Here is a 16497-nt window from a genome sequence, read left to right as displayed (position 1 = left end):
AGAAAGCACGACATGGCACCCCGAACCGACCCCCACCCGACTACCGAACACGGCGACCCCATCGCCATCGCGTACGAGACCTTCGGAGATCCGTCCGACCCGGCCGTCCTGCTGGTCATGGGCTTCGGCACCCAGATGCTCGGCTGGGATGCCGACTTCTGCGCGCTGCTGGCCTCTCGTGGCCGATACGTGATCCGGTACGACAACCGCGACTGCGGACTGTCGACCAAGCTCGACGACCGCCCGGTGGACCTCATGGACTTCATCACTGCGGTGACGACCGGCGACTTCGAGCGAGCACTCGCGATGGCGCCGTACTCGCTGCGCGACATGGCCCAGGACGGCATGGACGTCCTGGACGCGCTCGGCCTCGAGCAGGCGCACGTGGTCGGCTCCTCGATGGGCGGGATGATCGCGCAGAAGATGGCGATCGAGTTCCCGCGGCGGGTGCTGTCGCTGACGTCGATGATGTCGTCAACCGGGGAGCAGGAGTACGGCCAGCCGACCCCGGAGGCGCAGCAGGTGCTGTTCTCCGGACGGCCGGCCGACCGCAACGGCTACGTGGACGCTGCCGAGTGTGAGCTCGTCTGGGCGTCCCGCCGCTACGGCAGCGCAGCACAGCTGCGTTCTCTGGCGGCCGCGAGCTACGACCGCGCCTACTTCCCGGCCGGCGTGCCTCGGCAGCTGGCCGCGATGATTCTCGACGGTTCGCGCGCCGAGGCACTCAAGGGCCTCGACGTGCCGACGCTGGTCATCCACGGCCTCGACGACACCCTCATCGACCCCAGCGGCGGCCGCCGCACCGCCGAGCTCGTGCCGGGCGCCGAACTCCTCCTGCTCGAGGACATGGGGCACGACCGCCCGCCTGCGCTGTGGCCGGCACTGCTCGACGCCATCACCGAGCACACCCGCCGCCGCGACTGACCACGGAGGTATCGACTGGACCGCTGGCAGGGGCGCACCCCGACCGGTGGTCCGGTCGACCGGGCCAAGAGCACATACCGGTCATCTGACCGGGGCTAGGACGCTCCCAGCCGACGACAGTCGGCCTCAAAAGACCCGACCGCGCAGACGCAGACCCAGAAGGAACAGTCGTGAGCGCCAGCACCATCCCCACCCTCAGACGCCACGTCGACGCCGCTCCCCGAGGGCCGCTCGGACGCATCACAGTCGGGGCGATGTTCATCGGCCTGGCCGCGGCAGCAGTGGCCGTGTTCGGCATCTTCGTCACCGGATCCGAGGCCGTCGTCACCGGCGGAGCCCTGATCGGGTTCGCTCTCGGCTGGGCCTTCCTCGGCTGGGGTACGACCCGCTTCACCAACCGCCCCCAGCGATGGGCCTATCTGCCGGCGGCAATCCTCGGGACCGCCGGGGTCGCGCTCGTCGCGTTGAGGCCTGGCGACGGGGCCATGGCAGACCTGACGTGGATCTGGGCGCCGGGCTTCGTCGCCTTGGCCTGCTTCATCGGTTGGCAGAGCCACCGCGGCATCCGTGGGCTGCGTGCTCTGCCCGTCTACCTCGTCGTCGCTGCCACACTGGCCGCGGGTGTGGGTGGCTTGTTTCAGGCTGCTGCCGGCGATCCGCGGACCGCTGCCGGTCCGATGCCTGGCCGCCTCGTCGACGTCGGCGGCTACCGCCTGCACCTGGACTGTGTCGGAACCGGGTCGCCGACCGTGGTGCTCCTCAACGGTCTTGGCGAGACGTCCCCGCAGTGGGCGCGAGTGAGCGCACCCATCGCCCGGTCCACCCGCGTGTGCACCTACGACCGCGCAGGACAGGGCTGGAGCGACGACTCCCCGAACCCAGCCGATGCCACTCAGGCCGCCACCGACCTGCACCGCCTTCTCGCCGAAGCCGGCGAGCCGGGCCCCTACGTGCTGGCCGGGCACTCACTGGGAGGCATCCACGCCCTCACCTACGCCCACCTCTACCGCAAGCAGGTCGCGGGCGTCGTGCTGCTGGACAGCTCCAGCCCACACCAGGCCGAGCTGATGAAGTCGTTCTACGGCGAGTACCGGCTCATGCGACGGGTCCTCGCTGCGACACCAACCCTCGCACGCCTCGGGGTCGGACACCTGAGAGACATTCTCAGTGCGCCGGCACTGCCGCGCCGTCCCCGTCGACAGGCCGCCGCCTTCGCCGACAGTCCTCGCGGGTGGGCCAACCAGCGTGCTGAGTTCGCGACCCTGCCCACAGCGTTCATGGAGTCCCAGGCCGCCACCAGCCTCGGTCACATCCCGCTCGTCGTGCTGACCTCACGCGAGACTTCCGAACAGACTCCGGGATGGAAGACCGCTCAGGACCAGCTGGCCACCTTGTCGACCAACACCCGCCACACCGTCGCAGACGTCAGCCACATGGACTTCCTGCTCGACCACGCCGGGGCATCCATCTCCGTCACCGGCATCGACGACGTCATCACGGCCGCCTGCACCGGCACAGCGCTCACGGGGAACCCTGCCGCTACAACCAACCCGCCTCCTCGCTGTACTCATCGGGGAGGTTGGTCAAGCGACTGAATGGGCGTTGATCTGCCGATCGCGGTGTGGGGCCGGTGGGGGTTGTACTCGAAACCATGCAGGCAGAGCAGACCGGCGGGCTGACTCGGAGTTGTAGAACTTCTTGAAGGCCCAGCCGCCGGCCAGGGTGCGGTGGAACCGTTCCAGCCTGTGGTCTGCGGTCGGCAGGGCCGGGTCCGTTTCGGGGTGGTGCCGAGGTTGGCGCAGGCGTCACGCCACAGATGCGACCTGTAGGTGACTCAGGAGTGGTCATCGAGAACGGAGTCACCTGGTGACTCGGATCCGCGGCGCAAGAGGCATCGAGCGCCCTCTTCGCACGAGAATGGAGCCCATGGCACACATACAACGTTTCGACCACGTCGGTATCACGGTCGCCGATCTCGACTCGGCGACGGCGTTCTTCGTCGGGCTCGGCCTCGAGGTCGAGGGCACCGGGTCGGTGGAGGGCGAGTTCGTGGAGACCGTCTGTGCCATCCCGGGCGCGCGCTGCGAGATCGCGATGCTGCGGGCCCCCGGCGGCGGGTTCCGGGTCGAGCTCTCGAGCTTCGTCACTCCCGACCACGTGCCCGGATCGCCGTCGGCGATGGCCAACGAGCTCGGCCTGCGCAACGTGTCCTTCGAGGTCGGCGATCTCACGGCCGCGGTCGATGCGGTGGCTGCCCAGGGGTACGGGCTCGTCGGCGGCATCGGCGAGTACCAGGGCAGCGTTCGGATGGCGTACGTGCGCGGGCCCGAAGGAATCGTCGTGTCCCTGTTCGAGCAGACCGGCTGAGAGGCGTACGTCGGCCACACTGGGCCGGTGAACGAATCACTTGCGACCGAGGTCGAGCATGCCCGTTTCACGCCGACGCGGTTCCGCGAGGGCTACGACATGGCCGAGGTCGACCGGTTCCTCGATGATCTGTGCGTACGGCTTCGCGCCGGGGAGAGCGTCGCCCGGTACATCGCCGAGGCTCGATTCACCCCGGTCCGGCTCCGCGAGGGCTACGACATGGGCGACGTGGACTCCCTGCTCGGACATGTCGCGAGCACCGCGGACGCCGCACCGGCCGGCGACACCTCACCCGTGGGCGAGGACCCTTCTCCGGCCGACTCCGACTGGCGCAACCCGATCAGCGAGGTGCGTTCTCCGCTCGCGCGGCTGTTCCGACGACGTGAGGAGCGGTAGGCCTGCGAAGGCCTCCCGGAGGGGGTGGAGCGGTCCAGGACCGTTCCACCCCCTCGGGCGTCCTACATCAGGTGCAAGGGCCCCATCGCGTTGATGGTGAGCGTGAACACCTCAGGGGCGGCGTTCTCGTCGCAGCCGATCCCGGTCCCGGCCACTCGGTAGTTCCCGTGGCCGGACGCACCGGCGTACGCGCCGGTCCCGCCGGTGATCTCGTAGGTCCCCCGCTCGGAGAACGTGAACAGGCACGTCACCGGGTCCGAGGAGTCGTGCGTCTTCTTCGGCGTGTGGGTCACCGACAGTGACCCGGCCGGGAACTGGAAGACGTCCTGGGTGTCGCTCACGACGTGATCGACGCCCTTCGCGTGGATCGGCCCGAATCCCAGGACCGGCTGGTTGTCCGGCGAGTCCGGATTGGTGCTGACCAGCAGGAACCGTTCGACGCGGGTGTGGCGGCCGTGCTGGCCGCCGGCCGCTGCCGACGGCACCACGAACAGCATGGTGACGAGGGCCAGAGTCAGCGCGATGACCGACTGCTTGGGCAGGTGAAGGCGTGCGGTGTTCATGTGTTCCCTCCTCATCTGAGCCCGCGGGCACGGCCCCCTGCGCGCCGCGATCCTTCATCGTCTGCCCGGTCGACGGGACGCGCAAGGCCGCCACGCGCGCGCCGACCCGGCTCATGGTGGTGCTCCCCTCGGGGGTGCCTGGAGCAAGATGACCCCCATGGCTCTGGACCTGACGCGCATCCGTGGTGACTTCCCTGCGCTGGACACCGGCATCGCCTACTTCGACGGTCCCGGCGGAACGCAGGTGCCCCGCCAGGTGGCGGAGGCGGTGGCGCGGACGCTGACCTCGGGGATCTCCAACCGCGGTCGCGTCACGGAGGCGGAGCGTCGCGCCGACGGGGTCGTGGTCGAGGCGCGGCTGGCGGTGGCCGACCTGCTCGGATGCGAGGCGGGCGGGGTGGTGTTCGCGCGGTCGATGACGCAGGCGACGTACGACGTCTCACGTGCCCTCGCGAAGGAGTGGGGTCCGGGGGACGAGGTCGTGGTGACGCGGCTCGACCACGACGCGAACGTCCGGCCCTGGGTGCAGGCGGCGGCATCGGCCGGCGCGACCGTGCGGTGGGTCGGCTTCGATCGGGGGACGGCCGAGCTGGCCGTCTCCGAGGTCCGCGAGCAGCTGTCGCGGCGCACCAGGCTCGTGGCCGTCACAGGTGCGTCCAACGTGCTCGGCACCCGTCCCGACCTCCCGGCGATCGCCGAGGCGGTGCACGACGCCGGCGCTCTGCTGTACGTCGACGGGGTGCACCTGACGCCGCACGCACCGGTCAACGTCCGGGCGATCGGGGCCGACTTCTACGCCTGCTCCCCGTACAAGTTCTTCGGGCCGCACCACGGCGTCGTCGTGGCGGCACCGGACCTGCTCGCGCGGGTCGCCAACGACAAGCTGCTGCCGTCGACGGACGACGTGCCGGAGAGATTCGAGCTCGGCACGCTGCCCTACGAGCTGCTGGCCGGCACGACGGCGGCGATCGACTACATCGCCGGCCTCGCCTCGGTCGCGACCGACCGCCGCACCCGCATCCTGGAGTCGGTGCAGGCGGTCGCCGAGCACGAGGAGCGGCTGTTCGGGCGGCTGTTGGAGGGTCTGCACGGGATCGGCGGCGTGACGGTGCACGGCGACCCGAAGCGCCGCACGCCGACGGTCTTCTTCACCGTCGCCGGACGGGACGGTCGCACGGTGTACGAGCATCTGGCCGCCGCCGGCGTCAACGCCCCGGCGAGCAACTTCTACGCGCTCGAGGCGTCACGGTGGCTCGGCCTCGGGGACGCCGGTGCCGTGCGGGCCGGGCTCGCGCCGTACACGAACCTCGACGACGTCGAGCGACTCATCGCAGGCGTGGCCGAGGTCGCCGCCTAGCCGCCCGACGGAGCGTCACGCCGGTCGCGGCACCTGACTGGCCAGACGCACGGGCGCCTGGAGGCAGTAGGAGTCGGTCAGCAGCTCGGCGAGCTCCGCCCAGTCGGTGTCGTCGTCGAGCAGGAGCCCGACGACGTTCGGCCCCCAGGAGGCACGGAAGTACGGCGACCCGAGGTGCTCGAACGCCATCACCTCGTCCGGCTCGGCCCGGAACGTGATCCGGATCAGCTGGTCCTCGCCGCCGAAGACGTGCGCGACCGTCGCCTGGCCGACGCGCCAGGCGACGCCGGTCCACGCGTCGACCTCCACGCACTCGGGGAACCGCAGGAGCACATCGCTGATCCTGCGGACCCACTCCGGTGGCACGGGCGGGCGATCGGGCATGTCCCGAGCCTGGCACAGACCACCGACAGCCAAGAGGCCGAGCCCACGACCGGATCGGAGTCGTGTGCGACGTCAGACGACGCCGCGCTGCGTCGCCCAGGCGACCGCCTGCGCGCGGGTGGTGACGTCGATGTGACGGTAGGCCTGCCGGATGTGGCTCTTCAGCGTGTTGGGGCTGATCACCAGCTCGCGCGCGATCTCGGCGTTCGAGAGACCCTGCACGATCAGGGCGAGGATCTCGGCCTCGCGTGGCGTGAGCGGCCCCCGCTCCTCGACCGGGCGCGGCAGCCTCCGTCCGGCGGCCACCGCGGTGATGGCGGCGAGCAGCTCGCCGCCGTGAGCACCTGTCGGGACGCATCCGGCGACGCCGTACTGCTCGGCGAGGTTGCGATGGACGCCGTCGGACGGCTCCGCGATGCCGATGACACGGCCGCCGGCGGCCCTGATCAGGTCCTGGAGCGGCGTCGGGCCGGTGTCGTCGAGCAGCGCCAGGTCGTAGAGCACGACGTCCACCGTCGGTCCGACGGACCGCAGGCTCGAAGCGACGCTGACCACGACGTCCTCCGGATGGTCGGCGAGGATCGAGACGAGGCCGCGCGCGACGATCTCGCGATGGCTCGCCACGACGACGCGGAGCGACCGCGGCTGACGCGCGGCGTCGTCAGCCCTCGTCAGTGCCGGCATCGTCGTTGTGCTGGTCGACGACCTGGCGGGCCACGATGGCCAGCCGCAGGTTCAGCTTGCTGGAGGCGTCCCGCAGGATGCCGAACGCCTCCTGGTCGCTGAGCCCGTTCGTCGCCATCAGCAGCCCGATCGCCTTGCCGATCTCCCGGTTGCTGTCGAGCGCGCCGCGCAGGCTCTGGGCGCTCTCGTGCTCGGAGGCCGCGGAGAGGGCGACCGAGGCGAACGCGGCCATGATCGCGCCGATGCTGCCGGCGTCGGGAGTCAGCGCGCCCGCGGTGTCCGAGAACAGGTTGAGCGCGCCGGCCTTCCGGTCGCCGATCAGGATCCGGTAGCCGACCATCCCTCGGACGGGCGTCTCTGCGAGGACACGCTCCGCGAGCCGCGGCCACGAGGACCCGTCGGTGATGTCGGGGTCGCACTCGAAGCTCTGGGTCAGTATCGCGTCGAGGCACGGCCCCTCGCCGGTCTCGCGCTCCAGCTCGTCGATCCGCCGCGCGATCTCGTCGGTCGCCGCCTCGCAGATGGGGCTCTCCCCCGCCCGCATCGTCATCACGGCGGCATGGTCGCAACCCGGGACAGCGCCGACGGCCGTCCGGCAGATCGAGTCGTAGACCTCCTCGTACGAGTCCGCCTGGTAGATCAGGTCGGCAAGCGCCTGGAACGCCTTGACCGCCTCGTCGAGCGGCGCCTGCTGCTGCGTCATCGCGACCCACCTCGGCAGCTGTCCGGTCGATACACGGGTGATCCTCCTCGAGTCATGCTCACCCGGCCGGACGTACACCGAAGCGGGGTCCGCGCGTGAGCGCGGAGACCGTGGCGTGGACGCCGATGCGCGGGTGGCGCACAGGACGATCGGCACCAGCCGGGCGCCGATCGCGTCGAGGCCCGACTGCTTGAGCCGATGCGAAGTATGTCATGGTCCCCACAGAGCCTCGCCTGCCCCTGTTCCCCCATGTGCCGGATGTCATGCGAGAGTATGCGGCCATGTGGGCCGCGCTTCGATACCGGAAGGGCCAGGCCGCGGCCCTCGCGGTGCTGGCGGCGCTGGTCACGGCCTGCGCCGTGTTCGCGCCGCTGTACGACCTCGCGATGCGCGAGTCGCTCGTGGACGTGCGGCTCGCGCAGGCGACCCAGCTCAGCTCCGGCCTCCAGCTCGAGGCGTCCTCCCGCATCGACAACCGCACGGTGTTCCAGGCGAGCCAGTCCGAACCCCCGCCGACGCCGACGCAGCTGCTGGCGAAGTTCCCACGATCGGCTCTGGCTTCATACCGCGCCCCGGTGCTGGGATGGACCGACAACCTCGACGTGATGCCCGACCGCGGCCTCACCGGCCAGCTCATGTGGCGCACCGGCGCGTGCGAGCACGTCCGGGTCGTCTCCGGACGGTGCCCCGAGGCACCGGGCGAGATCCTGGTCAGCTCGGCCGACGTCCACAAGCTCGGCCTCAGGGACAAGCAGCGGCTCACGGTGGCCGAGCCCAGCGTGATCCCGACCGTCCTCGGACCGACCCGCGAGCTGACCGTCGTCGGCGCCTATGAGGAGGTGCCGGGCGACGACTGGTTCGTCCAGCCCCTCACCGGCATCTCGGGCACGTTCAGCGACGGCCCCCCGAGGCAGCAGCGACACGACGTCTGGCTCACCCCCGAGCAGACCTTCACGAGCGGAACAGGCCTCCCCCAGGTCCAGTCGTACGTCGGCCTGCAGCTGCGCCCCGACCACGTCGGCGCCGACGACCTTTTGCAGCTTGGCAGCACGCTGACCGCCCTGCGGACGAAGTGGCTCGACGCGTCGACCGGACCGCGTCTGCGGCTGACCACCGGACTGACCGACATCGCCGACGACCTGCGCTCCCAGCAGAAGGACTCGCGCATCATCGTGCCGCTGCTGATGGCCCAGCTGGCGCTGCTCGGGCTCGTGGTGCTGTGGCTAGCGCTGCGGGCGGTGACCGACCTGCGCCGATCGGAGGTCGCCGTCGCGCGGCTGCGCGGCGAAGGTGTGCGTGGCGCGCGGCGCCTGCTGCTCGGTGAGCTGCTGCCCGCCGTCCTGCTCGGCGTGGTGCCCGGGGTCGCCGCCGCGTGGGTCGGCTGCCTGGTCGCGACCCGTCTGCTGCCCGGCGACGCCGGGGTGGAGGTCCGGCCGCCGTTCTGGATCGCGCTGGCCGCCGCCGTGCTCGTCCTCGTCGGGACCACCCTCCTGGCCGCGTCCCGTGTCGCCCGGATCCCCGTCGACGCGTTGCTGCGACGCAGCTCGACGGTGCGTCGCGGCTGGCGGGTGGGCGTCCTCGACGCCGTCCTGATCACCGGCTGCGCGGTCGTCGTCGCCGCCTTCCTCAGCGGCAGTCTCGACGGTCCGGCCGCCCTGATCGCCCCTGCGGTCGTCGCGCTGCTCGTCGGCCTGCTGCTCGCGCACGTCCTGACGCCGCTCGCGGCCGGCACGGGCCGAGCGCTGCTGCGCCGAGGCCGCGCCCGCCTCGGCGTCGGCTTCCTCGAGGCCGCCCGTGGGCCCGCGCTGCGCAGCACCGTCACCGTGGTGACCGTCGCGGCGGCGCTCGCCGTGTTCTCGATCGACGCGGTCGCGGTCGCCGACCGCAACCGCGCGGCCGCCGCCGCTCAGGAGGCCGGCGCGCCGTACGTCGCGCTCGTCGACTCCAACGACCTGGCCGCCGTCGAGACCGCGACAGGCGGGTCGCACGCCGTCACCCCGGTCGTCCGGCTGAAGGCTCCTGCGGCGGACGCGGTCACCACCCTGGCGGTGCGACCCGCCGACTTCCGCCGGATCGCCCTGCTGCCCGACGAGGACCGGACCGCGGCGTCCTGGACGGGGCTGACCGGCACCGACACCGCGCCGGTGACCGTGAAGGGCAACCGGCTCTCGCTCGTGGCGACCGACCGGGGCCTGACGAGCACCGCCCAGGACGGCAGCGCCGTGACCGTGACCCTCGGCGCCGATCTCGCCGCCGGTGACCACGTCTTCCACACCGAGTTCGGCGCCCTGCCGAGCGCGGGCACGCGCCGCCTGACCACCACGGTGAGCTGTGTCGACGGCTGCACCCTCGTCTCGCTCTCCCTGTCGACGCTGGTCGGCTCGAGCATGGCCGGCACGGTCGGGCTGAGCGACGTCACCGCCGACGGCGTGGCCGTGCCGCTGGGGCAGGGTTGGCGACCGTTCCAGGACCCGACCGGCGCGAGCCTGGTGCCGAGCACCGACCCCGGCGGCATCTCGCTGGCCGCTCGGACCGACGGCCAGCAGCGCGTCACCGTGTCCCAGGGCTGGGTGCCGCTCCAGGTCCCGGCGCTGATCACGGACGCGACGCCGCGCGACAGCTTCCAGCTGACCGGTCTGGACGGCCGCACCCGAGCCGCGGGTGTCGTCGGTCGGCTCGCCCGGGTGCCGGGTGCCCCCGAGCGCACCGCGGTCGTCGATCTCGACGTCCTGCGGCGCGCCGCCACGGTGGCGTCCGACGCGCGGATCGAGCTCTGGGCCTCCGACCGGGCTGCGCTCGATGAGGTGACCGCGGCGCTCCACGAGCAGGGCATCGCTCTCGTCGACACGACCACGCTGGCCGACGTACGCCGCGGATATGACCAGTCCACCGCCGCATGGAGCGTCCGGCTCGGACTCCTCGTCGGCCTCGCCGGCGTCGCTGTCGCGCTGCTGCTCCTCGCCGTGCTCGCGGTCAGCAGCTGGCGGGTGCGGGCCCGGGACCTGGCCGCGCTGTGGCTGAGCGGCGTCCCCCGCCGCTCCGTGCGCTCGCTGGCCTGGACCGCACAGCTGCCCGCCGTCGTGCTCGGCGCCGTGGCCGGTGCCGCCTGCGGCCTCCTCGGCGCGGCGCTCTCGATGCCGATCGTGCCGCTCTTCGCCGAGGCGCCGGGCGTGTCCACACTGGACCTGGCGACGCCGTGGCTGCCCGTCCTCGTCGTCGCGGCGGCCGCCCTCGTGGTCCTGACGGGCTGGAGCGCCGTCCTCGGCTGGACCGTCTTCCGCCGAGCATCCCTCGACCGACTCCGGGAGACCGCATGACCGGCCTGATGGTGCGCACGAACGGCCTGGTGCACATCTACCGCGCCGAGGGCCACGACGTGGCGGCGCTCTCGGGCGTCGACCTGCACGTCGCGCCGGGCGAGCTGATGGGCCTGCTCGGACCGTCGGGCGCCGGCAAGTCGACGCTGATGAACCTGCTCGCCGGTGTCTTCCGCCCCTCGGCCGGCAAGATCCACATCGGTGACGCCGAGCTCTCCACGGCGACCGGGCGCGAGATCGACCGGCTCCGGGCGACCGAGGTCTCGCTGACGCTGCAGGGCGCCGCCCGCAACCTCCTCCCTTACGCGAGCCCGGCCGAGAACGTCCGCTTCGCGCAGCGCGCGGCACGCCGCTCCGGCAAGGACGTGCCTGAGCCTCGCGAGGTGCTCGCCGACGTGGGCCTGAACGCGGATGCGGACGCGCCACTGAGCACGCTCACCCCCGGTGAGCTGCAGCTCGCCGCACTCGCTGTCGCGCTCGCGCCCCGCCCGGGTCTGCTGCTGGCCGACGAGCCGACCAGCCAGCTCGACCACGAGGCGCGCGACGGCGTCCTCACCCGCCTGGCCGAGATCAACCGCAGCCAGGGCACGACCGTCGTCCTGGTCACCCACGACCCTCACGTCGCGGCCTTCCTCCCCCGCACCGTCACGATCCGCGACGGTCGCGTCGGGGGCGAGGGCCGCAGCGGCGAGGAGTACGCCGTCGTCACCGCCGACGGGTTCCTTCCACTGCCCGCCCACGTCCGCGACGACCTGCCGCCGGGGACGCTGGTCCGCTTCCACCAGGCGGACGGGCGCTACGAGATCGTCCCGGAGGGGACCCATGAGTGACCTGATCGCCGACGGCCTCTCCGTGACCTACGACGGGCCCGACGGTCCCCACCGCGCCGTCCAGCCCCTCGACCTGCGGCTCCCGCCCGGCGCCTTCCTGGCGGTGACCGGACCCTCGGGTGCCGGCAAGTCGTCCCTCCTGTGGGCGCTGGGCGCCGCGCTGACGCCGACGACCGGAGCCGTGACGCTCGGCGACGACGCGCTCACGGGCCGCGACCGCGCCGCGGCCCTCGGTGTCGCGCTCATCCCGCAGGGCAACGGCCTCGCGGGCTCGCTGTCGGCCGAGGAGAACATCCTCGTGCCCCTGCTGACCCGCAAGGTCTCGCCGGCCGACGCGCTGCGCCGGACGACCGCGGCGCTCGAGCTGGTCGGTCTGGCGGAGTCGGGACGCCATCTCGTCGACGAGCTGTCGGGCGGGCAGCAGCAACGTGTCGCACTGGCACGTGCGTTCGCCCAGCGGCCCGCGCTCATCCTCGCCGACGAGTCGACCAGTGACCTCGATGCCGGCAACCGCGAGCGGATGATCTCCGCGCTCCGCGGCGAGGCGCACCGTGGTGCGATCGTCGTCCTGGCGACCCACGACCCCGAGGCCGCGGCCGAGGCCGACGGCGAGCTGGCCCTCGACGAGGGCGTCGCCACTTGGGCGCGGCCACTGGCCGACGTACTGCGCGCCGCTATCTGACGGCAACGTCATACGGGCCGGTGGTCCTGGCAGCCGAGCCGTATGACGTCCGGGCGGGTCAGTGGTGGTGCCACTCCCGCCGCGGGCCGGTGGCCGCGTCGCGGTCCTCGTCGGACATCGAGCGCGAGCCGATCAGGCTGGCGATGGTGGTGACGGCGAGCGTGCCGACGATGACGACCAGCGACAGCCAGATCGGGATGTCGGGTGCCCACTCGACGGGGTGGCCGCCGTTGATGAACGGCAGCTCGTTCTCGTGGAGCGCGTGCAGGATGAGCTTCACGCCGATGAACCCGAGCAGGAACGCCAGCCCGTAGGACAGGTAGATGAGCCGCTCGAGCAGGCCGCCGATCAGGAAGTACAGCTGCCGCAGTCCCATCAGCGCGAAGAGGTTCGCGGTGAACACGATGTAGGGGTCCTTGGTGAGGCCGTAGATCGCCGGGATCGAGTCGAGCGCGAAGAGCAGGTCGGTCGTGCCGAGGGTGAGCACGACGAAGAACATCGGGGTCAGCAGGCGCTTGCCGTCGATCCGGGCGAGGAGCCGCGTGCCGTGCCAGTCGGACGTGGCCGGGAGGTGCGTCTCGGCGAACCGGACGAGACGGTTCTCCTCGTACTCGTCCTCGTCCTCGCCGCCCTCGCGGGCCAGCTTGACCGCGGTGAAGACGAGGAACAGCCCGAACAGGTAGAAGACCCAGCTGAACTGGTTGATCGCAGCCGCGCCGAGCAGGATGAACGCACCCCGCATGACCAGCGCTATCACGATGCCGACCATCAGCGCCGTCTGCTGGAACTGCCGCGGCACCCCGAACTTCGCCATGATGATGATGAAGATGAAGAGGTTGTCGACGGACAGCGAGTACTCGGTCAGCCAGCCCGCGAAGAACTCCGCCGACGGGTTGGGCGAGAGCGCGTGCGGCTCGGCGAAGACCGCCAGGCCGATGCCGAACAGCACCGCAAGGCCGACGAACAGCGCCAGGTGACGACCGACCTCCGCCATCGTCGGCTCGTGCGGTCGGCGCGCGATGACGAAGATGTCGAGCGCGAGCAGGCTGACGAGGACGACCGTGGTGACCGCCCAGACGGTGGGCGAGGCGACCGAGTCGCCGTAGAGAGCGTTCATGCGAAGTGACTCCTCCGGAGTGCATAGCAGGCCTCCGGAGGTCTCTTCCACCCACGGGACTCGTGGATCGACGGCACCGGGTCCGCTCCGAGGAGCGAGCCGTATTGACGACACCGCCGCGAAGGAATACTCCCCTCCATACGACGGCCATTGTCGCACGGTCCTCCACCCACCTCCCAACGCGGGGCGCGAGTAGCGTGACGCCGTGGACGCGAGCGAGTGGGACGAGCGGTACGCCGGCACCGAGCTGGTCTGGTCGGCGCAGGCCAACCGGTTCGTGGCCGAGGAGGTGGCCGACCTCGAGCCGGGCCTGGCGATCGACCTCGGCGCCGGCGAGGGCCGCAATGCCATCCACCTGGCGAGGCTCGGCTGGAGGGTGACCGCTGTCGACTTCTCCCAGGTCGCGCTCGACAAGGGCCTGACGGTCGCCGGGGACCTGCCGATCTCCTGGGTGTGCGCGGACGCCACGACCTGGGTCGCGCCCGAGCCCGTGGACCTGGCGATGGAGGCCTACCTGCACGTCCCGCCGGCCGCCCGCCGCGCTACGACCGGCCATGCCTTCGGGTCGCTGCGGGTCGGCGGCACGTTCCTGCTGGTGGGTCACGACACCACCAACCTGACCGAGGGCACGGGTGGCCCGCAGGACCCCGAGGTGCTGATGACCGCGGAGGACGTCCTCGGCGACCTGGACGCCTTCTGTCGATCGGCGGGGGCGTCGTACGACGTGGTCAAGGCGGGCCGGGTCGCGCGGCCGGTGGCCGAGCCCGGCCACGAGCACGGCGACCACGACCACCCCGGGCACGAGCTACGGGCGTGGGACTGCCTGGTGCGGGTGGTCCGCCTGACCTGACGCGATCACGCCTGACGCGATCACGCCAGGCCGATCATGCCTGGGGCGCGTGCCCCTGGCGCTCCTTCTTGGACGACGGCAGGATGCCGGCCTCCTTGTTGCGCTCGGCCTTCTTCAGCTGCCGGGACAGGCTCCACCCGAGCAGGGCGACGGCGACGAGCAGCAGCAGGAAGACGACGAAGGCGGTCCACCCGGCCTTGACGTCCTCGGGCTTCGGGCCCTGGCTCGCCCAGGTGGTGACGACGGTGGTGATCAGGCTGTTCATGGGTGTTCCTTCGCGGTGATGCCGGCGAACAGGTCGTCCTCCGGCACGGTGGTGTCGACGTGGCTCGTGACGAGCTCGAAGTCCTCGGTCGGCCAGACCTTCGCCTGGATCTCGTGCGGGACCGCGAACCACCAGCTGTCGGGGTCGATCTGGGTGGCGTGGGCGAGCAGCGCCTGGTCGCGCACGCCGAAGAAGTCCGAGCACGGCACCTTGGTGGTGATCCGGGCGTCCCACTCCGGCTCCGGCTTCCAGCTCTCCAGCCGCTCGGCGTAGGGCGACTCCAAGCCGTGCTCCAGCATCGCCTCGTGCAGGGCGAGCGTCCGCGGCCGATTGAAGCCGTGGTGGTAGTAGAGCTTGAGCGCCTGCCACGCCTCCCCCAGCTCGGGGTGCCACTCGGGGTCGGAGGCCTTCTCGAACGCGTAGACGCTGACCTTGTGGCACATGACGTGGTCGGGGTGCGGGTAGCCGCCGCGCTCGTCGTACGTCGTCAGGACGTGCGGCCGGAACGAGCGGATCAGCCGCACCAGCGGCACGGCCGCCTCCTCGACCGGGACCAGCGCGAAGCAGCCCTCCGGCAGCGGCGGCAACGGGTCGCCCTCGGGCCAGCCGGAGTCGACGTAGCCGAGCCAGTCCTGGGTGATGCCGAGGATGTCGCGGGCACGCTCCATCTCCTGGCGCCTGATCTCGTGGATGTTGTCCAGGATCCCCGGCCGGTCCATCTTCGGGTTGAGGATCGACCCGCGCTCCCCGCCGGTGCACGTCGCCACGTGGACGTCGACGCCGTTGGCGGCGTACATCGCCGTGCTGGCCGCCCCCTTGCTCGACTCGTCGTCGGGGTGAGCGTGGACGTGCATCAGGCGAAGGCCGGGCCAGTCTGCGGCGCGGGGGTGCTCGGGCATACGTTGATCCTAGGTGGGACAGTAGGGCGGTGACTCAGCAGGATCCGCGCATCGCTCAGCGGTACGCCGCACAGCCCTCCCCCTGGCCGAAGGTGTTCCTCGCCGTCGGGCTCGCACTCTCGGTGCTGCTGGCGGTCTGGCTGGCGTGGGCCGTCTGGGTGCACTCGACACCGGAGGTCACCTCGGACCTGACCACCTGGAAGGTGGTCGACGAGCACTCCGTGAACGCGACGGTCCAGGTCGACCTGCGGTCCGGTGCGAAGGACCCGCAGTGCCTGCTGCGGGCGTACGCCGAGGACCACACGGTCGTCGGCGACGCGTCGTTCGTGCCGACCGGCGGGCGCAACGACGTCACGATCAGGACCGAGCGCCTCGCCACGTCGGTGGAGAAGATCGGCTGCACGACCGCGTCACAGAACGACGCCCGCTGACCGTCGAGTCGGCGCAACCTCGCACGCGAGCAAGGCCGAGTCGGCGCAACCTCGCACGCGAGCAAGGCCGAGTCGGCGCATCCTCGCACGCGAGCGCAGGCGAGCTGCGAGGATGCGCCGACTCGGCCCCTGTGAGCTGCGAGGATGCGCCGACTCGGCCCCTGTGAGCTGCGAGGATGCGCCGACTCGGCGACTCAGGCCTGGAAGCGCTCGGCGCGCAGCACCTGGACCTTGATGGTCCGGCCGGTCGGACCGGTGAACTCCACCGTCTCGCCGGCCTTGTGGCCGAGGAGCGCCTGACCGATCGGGGCCTGCGGGCTGAAGACGTCACCGTCGTAGAACGGCTTCATCTCGATGGAGGCGAGCAGGAAGGTCTCGACCTCGTCGTCGTCGTCGCCGTCGTACTTGTACTCGACGACCTTGCCCGCGGCGACGATGCCGTCGTCGGCGGGCTCGGTGGTGTCGGCCGTACGAAGGAGCGCCTCGAGAGCCTGGATCTCGCCCTCGAGACGACCCTGTGCCTCGCGGGCGGCGTGGTAGCCGCCGTTCTCCTTGAGGTCACCCTCGTCGCGCGCCGCGCTGATCTCGGCGACGACGACCTGGCGCTGCGGACCCTTCATGTCCGCCAGCTGGGCGGCCAGCTGGTCGTAGGCGGACTTCGCCAACCACACGGTGGGCGTGGTCTCGGTCTGCTGAGTCATGAGGGCACTCCTGGGTGAATCGGGATG

Annotated in this window: 18 protein-coding genes and 1 pseudogene; 10 read left to right on the top strand and 9 right to left on the bottom strand. The window is 71.4% G+C overall.

The window, feature by feature from the left end; translation table 11 throughout:
- Window positions 1–12 precede the first annotated feature (12 nt).
- A complete protein-coding gene (locus tag ABD205_RS16775; protein WP_344046732.1) occupies window positions 13–924 on the top strand; it encodes an alpha/beta fold hydrolase in 912 nt (303 codons plus the stop codon).
- 254 nt (window positions 925–1178) lie between these two features.
- Entirely contained in the window at window positions 1179–2519 is a 1341-nt protein-coding gene (locus ABD205_RS16770; protein ID WP_425573076.1) for an alpha/beta fold hydrolase, read from the top strand.
- Here ABD205_RS16770 and ABD205_RS16765 read toward each other — a convergent pair.
- A pseudogene (locus tag ABD205_RS16765) lies at window positions 2510–2752 on the bottom strand (integrase core domain-containing protein); the annotation flags it as partial. The gene ABD205_RS16770 and the pseudogene ABD205_RS16765 sit on opposite strands and share 10 nt — an antisense overlap.
- Window positions 2753–2850: 98 nt before the next feature.
- Between ABD205_RS16765 and ABD205_RS16760 the strand changes: the two are divergent.
- Together ABD205_RS16760 and ABD205_RS16755 are read left to right on the top strand one after the other, a co-directional pair.
- Window positions 2851–3291 carry a VOC family protein gene (locus ABD205_RS16760; protein ID WP_344046728.1) on the top strand — a complete coding sequence of 147 codons (441 nt, stop codon included), beginning with the start codon at window positions 2851–2853 and terminating at the stop codon, window positions 3289–3291.
- A 27-nt stretch (window positions 3292–3318) separates the two neighbouring features.
- Window positions 3319–3687, top strand: a complete 369-nt coding sequence (locus ABD205_RS16755; RefSeq protein WP_344046726.1) for a DivIVA domain-containing protein — start codon at window positions 3319–3321, stop codon at window positions 3685–3687.
- Window positions 3688–3749: 62 nt separating this feature from the next.
- Here the strand turns inward: ABD205_RS16755 and ABD205_RS16750 are convergent, their stop codons facing one another.
- Window positions 3750–4250, bottom strand: a complete 501-nt coding sequence (locus ABD205_RS16750; protein WP_344046724.1) for a hypothetical protein — start codon at window positions 4248–4250, stop codon at window positions 3750–3752.
- Window positions 4251–4407: 157 nt separating this feature from the next.
- On the opposite strand from ABD205_RS16750, the gene ABD205_RS16745 reads away from it, so the two are divergent.
- Window positions 4408–5607, top strand: coding sequence for a cysteine desulfurase-like protein (locus tag ABD205_RS16745; protein WP_344046722.1), 1200 nt, complete (start codon window positions 4408–4410; stop codon window positions 5605–5607).
- A 15-nt stretch (window positions 5608–5622) separates the two neighbouring features.
- On the opposite strand, the gene ABD205_RS16740 is transcribed toward ABD205_RS16745, so the two are convergent.
- The 3 genes from ABD205_RS16740 to ABD205_RS16730 form a co-directional block, all read right to left on the bottom strand.
- Window positions 5623–5991 carry an MmcQ/YjbR family DNA-binding protein gene (locus ABD205_RS16740; protein WP_344046720.1) on the bottom strand — a complete coding sequence of 123 codons (369 nt, stop codon included), beginning with the start codon at window positions 5989–5991 and terminating at the stop codon, window positions 5623–5625.
- A 72-nt stretch (window positions 5992–6063) separates the two neighbouring features.
- Window positions 6064–6675: a LuxR C-terminal-related transcriptional regulator gene (locus ABD205_RS16735; protein ID WP_344046718.1), complete on the bottom strand. Its 612-nt coding sequence runs from the start codon at window positions 6673–6675 to the stop codon at window positions 6064–6066.
- Window positions 6653–7378, bottom strand: coding sequence for a GAF and ANTAR domain-containing protein (locus ABD205_RS16730; RefSeq protein WP_344046716.1), 726 nt, complete (start codon window positions 7376–7378; stop codon window positions 6653–6655). The genes ABD205_RS16735 and ABD205_RS16730 overlap by 23 nt, the downstream gene beginning before the upstream one ends.
- Before the next feature lie 281 nt (window positions 7379–7659).
- Here ABD205_RS16730 and ABD205_RS16725 point away from each other — a divergent pair, with 281 nt between their 5' ends.
- From ABD205_RS16725 to ABD205_RS16715, 3 genes are read left to right on the top strand one after another with little or no spacing between them, the layout of a single operon-like run.
- On the top strand, window positions 7660–10695 hold the full coding sequence (locus ABD205_RS16725; protein ID WP_344046714.1) for an FtsX-like permease family protein: 3036 nt from the start codon (window positions 7660–7662) through the stop codon (window positions 10693–10695).
- The gene (locus ABD205_RS16720; protein ID WP_344046712.1) at window positions 10692–11525 is read left to right on the top strand and encodes an ABC transporter ATP-binding protein; all 834 of its coding nucleotides are present in this window, start codon (window positions 10692–10694) and stop codon (window positions 11523–11525) included. The genes ABD205_RS16725 and ABD205_RS16720 overlap by 4 nt, the downstream gene beginning before the upstream one ends.
- Window positions 11518–12207: an ABC transporter ATP-binding protein gene (locus tag ABD205_RS16715; RefSeq protein WP_344046710.1), complete on the top strand. Its 690-nt coding sequence runs from the start codon at window positions 11518–11520 to the stop codon at window positions 12205–12207. The genes ABD205_RS16720 and ABD205_RS16715 overlap by 8 nt, the downstream gene beginning before the upstream one ends.
- A gap of 58 nt (window positions 12208–12265) precedes the next feature.
- Here ABD205_RS16715 and ABD205_RS16710 read toward each other — a convergent pair whose 3' ends face one another.
- The gene (locus ABD205_RS16710; protein WP_344046708.1) at window positions 12266–13324 is read right to left on the bottom strand and encodes a TerC/Alx family metal homeostasis membrane protein; all 1059 of its coding nucleotides are present in this window, start codon (window positions 13322–13324) and stop codon (window positions 12266–12268) included.
- A 205-nt stretch (window positions 13325–13529) separates the two neighbouring features.
- Here ABD205_RS16710 and ABD205_RS16705 point away from each other — a divergent pair, with 205 nt between their 5' ends.
- Window positions 13530–14174, top strand: a complete 645-nt coding sequence (locus ABD205_RS16705; protein ID WP_344046706.1) for a class I SAM-dependent methyltransferase — start codon at window positions 13530–13532, stop codon at window positions 14172–14174.
- Between the two features lie 34 nt (window positions 14175–14208).
- On the opposite strand, the gene ABD205_RS16700 is transcribed toward ABD205_RS16705, so the two are convergent.
- On the bottom strand, window positions 14209–14439 hold the full coding sequence (locus ABD205_RS16700; protein ID WP_344046704.1) for a hypothetical protein: 231 nt from the start codon (window positions 14437–14439) through the stop codon (window positions 14209–14211).
- The gene (mca, locus tag ABD205_RS16695) at window positions 14436–15338 is read right to left on the bottom strand and encodes a mycothiol conjugate amidase Mca (protein WP_344046702.1); all 903 of its coding nucleotides are present in this window, start codon (window positions 15336–15338) and stop codon (window positions 14436–14438) included. Before mca ends, ABD205_RS16700 begins: the two co-directional genes overlap by 4 nt.
- A 29-nt stretch (window positions 15339–15367) precedes the next feature.
- Here mca and ABD205_RS16690 point away from each other — a divergent pair, with 29 nt between their 5' ends.
- Window positions 15368–15769 carry a DUF4307 domain-containing protein gene (locus ABD205_RS16690; protein WP_344046700.1) on the top strand — a complete coding sequence of 134 codons (402 nt, stop codon included), beginning with the start codon at window positions 15368–15370 and terminating at the stop codon, window positions 15767–15769.
- A 194-nt stretch (window positions 15770–15963) separates the two neighbouring features.
- On the opposite strand, the gene greA is transcribed toward ABD205_RS16690, so the two are convergent.
- Window positions 15964–16470 (bottom strand): transcription elongation factor GreA, encoded by a 507-nt coding sequence (gene greA / locus ABD205_RS16685; RefSeq protein ID WP_344046698.1) that lies wholly within the window; start codon window positions 16468–16470, stop codon window positions 15964–15966.
- Between the last annotated feature and the right edge of the window lie 27 nt (window positions 16471–16497).

Origin of the sequence: Nocardioides panacihumi (assembly GCF_039530925.1) — a bacterium.
GTDB classification, from domain to species: Bacteria; Actinomycetota; Actinomycetes; order Propionibacteriales; family Nocardioidaceae; genus Nocardioides; species Nocardioides panacihumi.
This window is presented reverse-complemented; position numbering and strand designations above follow the sequence as displayed.